We start from the raw sequence: 6,665 nt of genomic DNA, 5'->3' as shown, positions 1-6,665 counted from the left end.
CGCGACGCGCTGGAGGACAACGGCGACCTGATCCCCGCGCAGGAAGCCCTCGCCGCGCTCCTCAAGACCGGCAACGGCGCGCAGATCCAGCGCGACCTGCTCCGCCGCACCGGAAGCCTCCGCGAGGTCACGGCGGCCTGCGCCCGCCGCACCCAGCTCTGACAGCCGCGGCGGCTCAGGCGGGTCGGCCCAGGCGGCCGCGCCGGGTCAGCGCACGCTGCGCCCCGCTGAGCAGGCGGCTGGGGGAACGGGAGCGCAGCGCGGCATGCGCGGCGTTGGCGCCCGGTGCGCCGTGGACCCCGCCGCCCGGATGGGCCCCCGCCGAGGCCAGGAACAGCCCGGCGATAGGTGTCTCGGGACGCCCGGTGCCCGGCACGGGACGGAAGACGAGCTGCTGGTGCATGGCTGCCGTGCCACCGTTGATGGCGCCCCCGTGGAGGTTGGCGTCGTGCTCCTCCAGGTCGGGCGGGGCGAGCACGCGGCGGGCTTCGATGAGCGCCCTGAATCCGGGGGCGTACCGCTCGACCTGCGCTTCCACACGGTCGGCCATCAGCTCCCGGTCCGTCCGGTCCCAGGTGCCGGCGATCCCCGCTCCGCCCGCGTCGCCGCGGACACGGTGGGGGAGGTGGGTGTACGCCCAGGCCGACTGCGTCCCGGCGGGTGAACGGGATGCGTCGGCGGTGGTCATCTGCCCGAACAGGAGGAAGGGCCGTTCCGGCACCTGCCCCATGGCGATCTGCGCGGCGAACTGCGTCAGCCCGTCGACCCCTTCGGCCAGGTGCACCGTGCCCGCCTGCGCCGCCGCGGGAGCCGACCACGGCACGGGGCCCGCCAGGGCCCAGTCCACCTTGAAGGTCGCGAAGTCCCACTGGAAACGGCGCAGGTCCTCCAGGACCCGGGCCGGCAGGTCGTCCCGGTCGACCAGCACCCCGTAGAGGGCGGGTACCGACACGTCGGCCAGCACGGCACGCCGCGCCGGCACCGCGTCGCCGCCGGCGGTGCGGACGCCCACCGCCCGCCCTGAGCGGACGACGACCGAGGTCACCCGGGTCCCGCAGCGCAGCGTGCCGCCGTGTCGGTGGAGGCGGCCGACGAGGGCGGCGGTGAGTGCTCCGGCACCCCCGACGGGAACGGGGAAGCCGTAGGTCTGCCCCAGCATCGCCATCAGCCAGCCGAAGCCTCCGCTCCCGGCCGCCTCCGGCGCCAGGTCGGCGTGGAGTGCGCTACCGGCCAGCAGCAGGGCACCCAGTTCGCCCCGGAACTCCTCCTCGCCCAGGCGCCGCACGGGCAGTACGAGCGTGCGGGCCATCCGCAGCCCCCCGCCCGCGCGCAGCCGTGCCGCGAGCCGCAGCCCGGGGCGCACCGGAGGGAAGGGCGTGAACAGGGCGTCGACGAGGTCGTCGCCGAGGCGGTCCCAGGCCGTGCAGAGCCGCAGCCATGCCGCTCCGTCGCCGTCGGATTCCGCGTCGAGGACCGCGGCCGTGTCGACGGCGCGCCGGTGCAGCACCGCGCAGCGGCCGTCGAGCAGCGGATGCGCGACCACGGCCGGCGCGTGCGCCCACCGCAGGCCCTCGCGGTGCAGTTCGAGCCCCCGGATGACCGGCGAGGCGGCCGCCAGGGGGTAGAAGGAGCTGAACAGGTCGTGCACGAAGTCGGGGTGGACGTCCCGCGCGGAGCGGACCCCGCCCCCCGGCTCGTCCTGGGCCTCGAGGACCTCGACGCTCCATCCCGCGTCGGCCAGCAGGTTCGCGGCGACCAGGCCGTTGGGTCCCGCGCCGATCACCACCGCGTCCGCCATGGCGTGCCTCCCGTCACCGGCCTCGTTCAGCCGTCCTCGCCCTGGTGCGTGCCGTGCGCCCCGTGCGTCTCCACGGCTCTGGCCAGCCGGCTGAGCATGCTGCGGTGCCGGACCTGGAGCAGGGCGTCCAGCGCGGCGTTGTGGAGCGCGCCGCCGGGCCCGCGCAGCGGGTGCTCGTCCACGATCACCAGCGTGTCCCGTCCCCAGGGGCACAGTTCGAAGGCGATCCGCGCGGAGCCGAGCCACCCGCTGAGGGCCTCCAGTTCGAGCTGCCGCGGAGGCCGGCAGATACGGACGATCGTCTCGCCGGTCAGCTTCACCGGCCCGAGCAGCACGGTGTACTCGATGCTGGAGCCCACCTCGGGCCAGTCCCCGTCCCCCTGCCGGGAGGACGAGGGACCCACGACCCACTCGCCGTAGCGCGTAGCGTCGGAGAGGACGGCCCAGACGTCCTCCGGAGCGCCGTCGATCAACCGGTGCCGTACAGCCATGAGTCCCTCCGGTGTCTCGTCTCCTTTTCCCGACCGCCTGGTCTCCTGCCCTCGGTTACGGTCGTTATAGGGGGTTTTGTTGATTTCCTCTCGTGGACGGAGGCTCAGCGTGACCGGCTCCCCGCCCTTGCTGGGCCGTACGGCCGTGGTGACCGGCGCCGCCCGGGGCATCGGGCGGGCAGTGGCGCATCTCCTCTCGGAACGCGGCGCCCGCGTCGCCCTGCTGGGACTCGAGGCGGAGGAACTGCGGGCGGCGGCGGCCGCGGCGCCCGGTCCGGCGCGGGCCTGGTACGTCGACGTCACGGACGAATCCGCCCTGCGCCGTACCGCATGCCAGGTGAGGGGGGAGCTCGGCCCCGCCTCCGTGGTTGTGGCGAACGCCGGCATCGCCGCCGGAGGTCCCTTCATCGACTCCTCCATGGCGACCTGGCGCAGGATCGTCGAGGTCAACCTCGTCGGAAGCGCCCTGACCGCCCGCACCTTCCTTCCGCAGCTGCTGACGACCCGCGGCCACTACCTGCAGGTCTCCTCACTCGCCGCCATGGGCGCGGCGCCGCTGATGTCCGCCTACTGCGCCTCCAAGTCCGGCGTCGAGGCGTTCACGCACTCCCTGCGCGCGGAGGTGGCCCACCACGGTGTCACCGTCGGCGTCGCCTATCTGAGCTGGACGGACACGGAGATGATCCGCGACGCGGAGTGCCACCCGACCATGCGCGAGCTGCGTGCCCTCCTGCCCTGGCCGGCGAGCCGCACCTACACCGCCGAGGCCACGGCGGAGCGGCTCGTACGGGGCATCGAGCACCGTGCCTCCGCCGTGTACGTCCAGCCCTGGCTGCGCGGCGTCCAGGCGGTGCGCGTCCTCCTGCCGGGACTCGTGGCGTGGCGGGCCCGGCACACGATGGGCGCCCTGGAGCAGCGCGGCGACATCACCGACACCGGGCTCCTGGGCGCGGGCGGCCGGGCCGACGCGAGCCGGGGGCCGTGACGCAGGCTCGCCGCCGACTTCACCGGGCCGGGCCGCCGTCGGGGATCCAGCGCAGGTCGGGGGTTCAACGCAGGCTCGCCAGCGCCTGGGGCGACAAGGTCTTGATCATGGTGTTGGTCCAGCGCATCTGCCTCAGTGTCCGAGGGTGGCATTGCGTGGCGAGGCGGAGCAGCCGTTCGTCACCGGTGGCCTGTCCCGCCTGCGCCACCATCTCCCAGTACAGGGAGTTGCCGGACGCGGCGAGGTGGAGGTCACGCAGGTCCCGCAGGAGCAGCAGCGCCGGTTCCGGGCGGCGGCCCACCGCCTCGGCGGCCTTCCTGCCGATCGCCGGCAGGAGACCGGTGTGCGGCTCGCCGGGCGGATCGAGGTCCAGGTCGTGGGCCCGTGCGGCGTCCGCGATCCGGCGCGTGTGCTCGCGTGACCACGCGGCCAGATCCATGGAGACGTGGTGGACCTCGTGATCCGAACGATGGCGGTGGGCGACCGCCACGAATTCCTTCGCCAGGTGCTCCTCGTCGCCGTGCAGGGCCCGCAACAGGTCCTTGATGCCGTTCACCGGATTCCGCCTTCCTGTGTGCCGGGTGAGGGGGGTCCGCCGGGCGTCTGGGACGCGAAGGCGCCCGCGCCTCCCGCGGTGGCGGGCACGGCTCCGCTCTGCAGGGGGGCGGAGGCTGTCGTGGTCGGTGCCGGAGCGGTGGCTCCGCCGCCACGCCGCACCAGGGTCAGAGCGGCCGCCGCGGTCTTGAACAACGGCTGCTTGGAGACCGGGTCCCAGTTGGTGACCGTCGCCTCGTTCGCCGCCCGGCCGGGCGTGTCACCGTCCGGTTCGTGACCGCCCGGAGTGTCCCAGTAGCCGTAGTGGAACGGGACGAAGAGCAAGCCCGCCCGGATGCCGGTGACACGGAGCCGGCCGCGCAGCGCGCCCCGCGGCGTGCCGACCTCGACCAGGTCGCCCTCGTCCAGTCCCCGTGCTTCGGCGTCGCCGGCGGAGATCTCCACCCACACGTCGGACGCGGCGGCGTTCAGTTGGGGCGCCCTGCCGGTCTTGGTCCTGGTGTGGAAGTGGTAGACCGTCCGCCCCGTCGTGAGCTGGAAGGGGTGGTCCGGGGTGGGCTCCTCGTGCGGCGGCAGGTACTCGGCCGCCTTGAGGACCGCCTTGCCGTCGGGATTGAGGGAGCGGTACTCCACCACACTGTCCGCGGCGCCGGTGAGCAGGTCCTTGCCGTAGCTCTCGCAGACGTCCGGGTGGGCCCAGGCGATCCCGTCGAGGTACAGCCGTTCGGTGCCGTCCGGCGCCTGTGCGTTGCACGGCCACTGGACGCCGCTGCCGCCGCGCAGCTTGTCGTAGCTCATGCCGGTGTAGTCGCAGGGACGGCCGGCGCTGCACCGCTTCCACGCCTCGAAGGCGGATTCGGGGTCGTGCCAGCCGACCAGCGGCCCGCCGTCCTTGTCGCGGAAGTCCATGCGGGCGGCGTAGTCGAGGAAGACGTCCAGGTCCGGCCTGGCCTCGCCGGGAGGGTCGACGGCCTTCTCCGACAGGTGCACCGTGCGGTCGGCGTTGGTGAAGGTGCCCGTCTTCTCGCCCCACGTGGCCGCGGGCAGCACCACGTCGGCCAGTTGCGCGGTCTCCGTGAGGAACAGGTCCTGCACGACGACGAACAGGCGCTCCTGCGTGAGGATCGAGCGGATGCGGGACAGTTCGGGCAGGGACACCGCGGGATTCGTGCCACTGATCCAGAGCATGCGGATGGAGCCCTGCTCGGCGTACCGGAACATCTGCATCGCGTGCGTGGGAGGGGCGTAGTGCGGGATCGTCGACGGCTCGACGTTCCAGACCTTCGCGAGATCGGCGACGTGGGCGTCGTTCTCCCAATTGCGGAAGCCGGGCAGGTCACCGTTCGCACCGCATTCGCGGGTGTTCTCCGCGGTGGGCTGGCCGTTCATCTGCAGCACCCCGGCCCCGGGCCGCCCGAGCATGCCGCGGATCAGGTGCAGGTTGTTGACCTGCACCGCGGCCGCGGTCGCCTGGTGCGACTGGTAGAAGCCTTGCAGCACGGTCGAGGTGAGCCGCTCCGCGGTGCCCAGTACCTCCGCGGCCTCGGCGATGCGTGCCGCCGGCACGTCGCAGATCCCGGCCGCCCACTCGGGAGTGCACTCCCCGACCTGCTCCGTCAGTTCCTCGTAGCCGACCGTGTGGGCCGCGATGTAGTCGTGGTCGACCCGGTCGGTGCGGATGATCTCGTGCAACAGCGCGTTCATCAGGGCCACGTTCGTGCCGACGCGCGGGGCGAGGTGGACGGCGGACCGGCGGGCCACCTGGGTGGGGCGCGGGTCGACGCAGACCAGCAGCGGGGGAGCGGCGCCCTCGAGACGGTCGAGGATGCGCATCCACTGCACCGGCTGCGTCTCGGCGACGTTGTGGCCGAACAGGGCGATCACGTCGGCGTGGTCGAAGTCGTCGTAGCAGCCCGGCTGGCCGTCGCAGCCGAACGACTCCTTCAGTGCCTCCCCGGCCGTCGCCGTGCACAGACGGGTGTTGCCGTCCAGATGGTTGGTGCCGATGCCGGCCCTGGCCAGGACGGCGAGCGTGTAGTACTCCTCCAGGAACAACTGCCCGGAGGTGTAGAAGCCGATCGAGCCCGGCCCCCTCTCGTCCAGCAGGGCCCGGGACCGGGCGACGACGTGTTCCATCGCGGCGTCCCAGTCGCACTCGGCCGGCCGGCCGCCGCGGCGGACCAGCGGCCGGGTCAACCGGTCCGGTGCGCCGTTGGCCTGCCAGCCGAAGAGGTCCTTCGGACCCAGCCGGCCGCGGTTCACACGATCGGTGGCGCGGCCCCGCACGCCGACGATGCGGTCCCCGACGACGGCGATGTCCATGGCGTCGCCGTCCGAGTGCAGGATCGAGGCGGCCCGCACCCACCGGTCCACCTTCTCCGGTTCGATGCCCTCGGCCAGGTACGTGTCCACCCGCGTGGGCCACGTCTCGTGCCGGCCGTAGGGGGTCCGGCTGCCCCAGGGCTGTGCGATCCGGTCCACTGACGGCTCCATGTTCGCCTCCGGGCTGTGGCCTCTCGGCACCGACCGCCCTTCGGGTACCCGGGCTCACAGCGCCTATTCCACGGCGCGGGCTTCGGCCGACACGCTTGCACGGGGGTATCCGTGGAGGAGCGTCGCCCTATTACCTTCGTCCACCGCCTCTCCCGCACGCGGACCCCGCCCGGGCGCGTGACTGCGGCCACTGCAGGAATGGGGGACCGCCGTCACCGATTGAGGCCGTCACGAGCTGTGCCGGTACTGCTAGAGCCTGTCGTCAAACGTCAGGCCCACATCAGCAGTGATGCGAGGGTGACGGCGGCCTGGAACGACTGGGCGGTCTTGTCGTAGCGGGTGG

General features: G+C 73.1%; 5 protein-coding genes. 1 reads left to right on the top strand and 4 read right to left on the bottom strand.

Annotated elements, in window-relative coordinates; all coding sequences use genetic code 11:
* Nucleotides 1-175: 175 nt before the first annotated feature.
* Together ACFZAU_RS41635 and ACFZAU_RS41630 are read right to left on the bottom strand one after the other, a co-directional pair.
* Nucleotides 176-1,798: a phytoene desaturase family protein gene (locus ACFZAU_RS41635; RefSeq protein WP_500556580.1), complete on the bottom strand. Its 1,623-nt coding sequence runs from the start codon at nucleotides 1,796-1,798 to the stop codon at nucleotides 176-178.
* 26 nt (nucleotides 1,799-1,824) lie between these two features.
* Nucleotides 1,825-2,289, bottom strand: coding sequence for an SRPBCC family protein (locus ACFZAU_RS41630; RefSeq protein ID WP_500556579.1), 465 nt, complete (start codon nucleotides 2,287-2,289; stop codon nucleotides 1,825-1,827).
* Between the two features lie 109 nt (nucleotides 2,290-2,398).
* Here ACFZAU_RS41630 and ACFZAU_RS41625 point away from each other — a divergent pair, with 109 nt between their 5' ends.
* Nucleotides 2,399-3,274, top strand: coding sequence for an SDR family oxidoreductase (locus tag ACFZAU_RS41625; RefSeq protein WP_500556578.1), 876 nt, complete (start codon nucleotides 2,399-2,401; stop codon nucleotides 3,272-3,274).
* A gap of 64 nt (nucleotides 3,275-3,338) precedes the next feature.
* On the opposite strand, the gene ACFZAU_RS41620 is transcribed toward ACFZAU_RS41625, so the two are convergent.
* Nucleotides 3,339-3,830, bottom strand: coding sequence for a hypothetical protein (locus tag ACFZAU_RS41620; RefSeq protein WP_500556577.1), 492 nt, complete (start codon nucleotides 3,828-3,830; stop codon nucleotides 3,339-3,341).
* The gene (locus ACFZAU_RS41615; protein ID WP_500556576.1) at nucleotides 3,827-6,322 is read right to left on the bottom strand and encodes a molybdopterin oxidoreductase family protein; all 2,496 of its coding nucleotides are present in this window, start codon (nucleotides 6,320-6,322) and stop codon (nucleotides 3,827-3,829) included. Before ACFZAU_RS41615 ends, ACFZAU_RS41620 begins: the two co-directional genes overlap by 4 nt.
* Nucleotides 6,323-6,665 lie beyond the last annotated feature (343 nt).

It is taken from the genome of Streptomyces sp. NPDC008238 (genome assembly GCF_042956445.1).
In the GTDB taxonomy this organism is placed as follows: domain Bacteria; phylum Actinomycetota; class Actinomycetes; order Streptomycetales; family Streptomycetaceae; genus Actinacidiphila.
The sequence above is the reverse complement of the archived record's forward strand: the minus strand, read 5'-3'. Positions and strand labels throughout refer to the sequence as shown.

Bases quoted from the DNA above. Each gene is read 5' to 3' on its own strand.
- ACFZAU_RS41615 (WP_500556576.1), bottom strand. From the start codon at position 6,322: ATGGAGCCGTCAGTGGACCGGATCGCACAGCCCTGGGGCAGCCGGACC.
- ACFZAU_RS41630 (WP_500556579.1), bottom strand. From the start codon at position 2,289: ATGGCTGTACGGCACCGGTTGATCGACGGCGCTCCGGAGGACGTCTGG.
- ACFZAU_RS41635 (WP_500556580.1), bottom strand. From the start codon at position 1,798: ATGGCGGACGCGGTGGTGATCGGCGCGGGACCCAACGGCCTGGTCGCC.